The sequence below is a fragment of the Streptomyces sp. NPDC052107 genome, from assembly GCF_040680215.1.
In the GTDB taxonomy this organism is placed as follows: Bacteria; Actinomycetota; Actinomycetes; order Streptomycetales; family Streptomycetaceae; genus Streptomyces.
This window is the reverse complement of record NZ_JBFAWG010000229.1, coordinates 1-2878: the sequence shown is the minus strand read 5'-3', so window position 1 is coordinate 2878 and position 2878 is coordinate 1. Positions and strand designations below refer to the sequence as shown.

Genomic DNA, 2878 nt, shown 5'->3' with positions numbered 1-2878 from the left:
GTCAAGATCCGCGGCTACCGGGTCGAACTCGGCGAGATCCAGGCGGTGCTGGCCGAACACCCCGCCGTCCGCGAGGCGTTCGTGACGACCCACGACGGCGAGCTGACCGCGTACTACGCGCCCGCCGAGGCGTCCGCGGACTCGGTCCGCGCACACCTGGCCGACCGCCTGCCCGACTACATGCTGCCAGCGGCCTTCGTGGCGCTGGAGGCGATGCCGCTCAACGCCAACGGCAAGGTCGACCGCCGCGCCCTGCCCGCCCCGGACACCGCCGAGGAGGCCGGCGACGGCTACGTCGCCCCGCGCACGGTGACCGAGGAGCGGATCGCCGAGGTGTGGGCCCAGGTGCTGGGCCTGGAGCGGGTCGGCGTCGAGGACGGCTTCTTCGAGATCGGCGGACACTCGATCCGTGCCGTCGCCCTCGTCGGCGCGCTGCGCTCGGCCGGGTACGACATCGGCGTCCGTGACGTCTTCGAGCACCGCACGGTCGCCGAGCTCGGCGAGTTCCTCACCGGACGGCCCGCGCGCACCGAGGTCGACACACCCGTCGAGCCGTTCGCGCTGATCGCCGCCGAGGACCGGGAGGGGCTGCCGGACGACGCCGTGGACGCCTACCCGCTGACGCAGGTGCAGCTCGGCATGGTCCTGGAGATGCTGGCGGACGACACCCAGCACGCCTACCACAACGTGTCGTCGTTCCGGATCACGGAGTCCGAGCCGTTCTCCGCCGAGGCGCTGGGCGCCGCCGCCCGGGTGGTCACGGCCCGCCACGAGATGCTGCGCACCTCCTTCCACCTGGACGGCTGCACAGGGCCGCTGCAAGTGGTGCGCGCCGACGCGGAGATCCCCGTGAGCGTGTACGACCTGAGGGGTCTGGACGAGGCCGGACGCGCGGCCGCCGTCGAGGAGTTCCTCGCCCGGGAGCGCGCCGACCTGTTCGATCTGGAGCGGGCGCCGCTGCTGCGGATGGCCGCGCACGTCGAGGACGACGGCTGGCGGCTCGGGGTGACCGTCTGCCACGCCATCACCGAGGGCTGGAGCCACCGAGCCCTGCTGATGGAGCTGCTCGACGAGTACCGGCGCGTGCGCGAGGGCGGACAGCCGTCCTCGGCGCCCGCCCCGTCTGTGCGTTACGCGGACTTCGTCGCCGCCGAACTGCGCTCCCTGGAGTCCGAGCGCGACCGGGCGTACTGGGCGGAGGTCACCGGAGGGTATGCGCGTCTCTCCCTTCCGGGGGCCTGGGCGGGCGACCGCACGGCCGCACGCGAGCGGTACCGGGCCGCGGTGGAGCTGAGGAAGTTCGAGCCGGGGCTGCGTGCCCTGGCGGCACGGGCCCGGGTCTCGGTCAAGAGCGTGCTGCTCGCCGCGCACCTGAAGGTGCTCAGCCTGCTCACCGAGGAGAACCGCTTCCACTCGGGCCTCGTCTTCAGCGCCCGCCCCGAGGCACCGGGCGCCGACCGGGTGTACGGCATGTACCTCAACACGCTGCCGTTCGCCTTCGACGCGGACCGCGACCGCACCTGGGAGGAGCTCGTCCGCGAGGTCTTCGCCCATGAGGCGGGCATGTGGGAGCACCGCCGCTACCCGATGCCCGCGATTCAGCGCGACGCCGGGGCGGAGCGCCTCCTCGACGTCCGCTTCAGCTACCAGGACTTCGACCATGTCGACACCGAACGCGTCGACGTCCGCGGCAGCTCCGCCGAGGGCGCGACCGAGTTCGACCTGGCGGTGTCGGCGGTCTCCGGATACCTGCTGCTGACCACGCACACACACGTCCTGTCCCGGGCGAACACCGGCCGGCTGACCGCCCTGTACGAGGCGGTGCTGTCCGCCATGGTCCAGGATCCCGCGGGAGACGCCCGGATCGCGCCGCTGCCGGCCGGGGAACGCGAGCGGCAGCTGGTGGAGTGGAACGACACCGCGTACGAGGAGGCGTCCGCCTCCGTGCTCCAGCGGTTCGAGGAACAGGCCGCCCGCGTCCCGGACGCCCCGGCGGTGACCCTCGGCCCCGACTCGGTGACCTACGCGGAGCTGGACGCGCGGGCCAACCGGCTCGCCCACGCGCTGCGGGACCGCGGCGTCGGCGCGGAGACGCGGGTCGCGGTCCAGCTGGATCGGGGCCCCGCCCTGATCGCGGCGCTGCTCGCGATCTGGAAGGCGGGCGGCGCGTACGTGCCGGTCGACCCGTCCCACCCCGCCGAGCGCGTCGCCTCCATCGTGGCGACGTCCGGCGCCCGGGTGGCGATCACGTCCGAGCCGTACGCGGACCGGTTCCGCGGCACCGCGGTGCTGCTCGCCGATGCGGACGTCAGCGCCCTGCCGGCGACGGCACCGGTGCGCGGGGACGATCCGGACGGGCTGGCGTACGTCATCTTCACCTCCGGTTCGACCGGCGTGCCCAAGGGCGTCGAGGTCACCCACCGGGGCCTGGCCAATCACGTGGGGTGGGCGGCGCGCGAGCTGGCGTCCCGCGGCACGGGCGGTGCTCCGCTGTTCTCGTCGGTCGCCTTCGACCTGGTCGTGCCCAATCTGTGGGCGCCGCTGGTCACCGGACAGCGGGTGTTCGCGGTGGCGCAGGACACGCCTCCGGCGGAGCTGGGCCGCGCGCTGCTGGCCGGTGCGCCCTACAGCTTCGTGAAGCTGACGCCCGGACACCTGGACCTGCTCGCCGAGCAGCTCACCACCGAGCAGGCGGACGAACTCAGCGCGGTGACGGTGGTGGCGGGCGAGGCGCTGCCCGGCGCCACCGCCGACCGGTCGCTGGCGATCCTCGGCCCGGGACGGCTGATCAACGAGTACGGTCCGACGGAGGCGTCGGTGGGTTCCACCGTCTTCCCGGTGCGGGAGCCGGTGGGGCGCGAGGTCGTGCCGATCGGCC

Annotated in this window: 1 protein-coding gene; it reads left to right on the top strand. The window is 73.8% G+C overall.

Annotation, left to right across the window (positions count from 1 at the left end; genetic code table 11):
* Positions 1–2878, top strand: a 2878-nt coding sequence (locus tag AB0M27_RS47225; protein ID WP_365732379.1) for an AMP-binding protein, incomplete at both ends; no start/stop codon positions are given.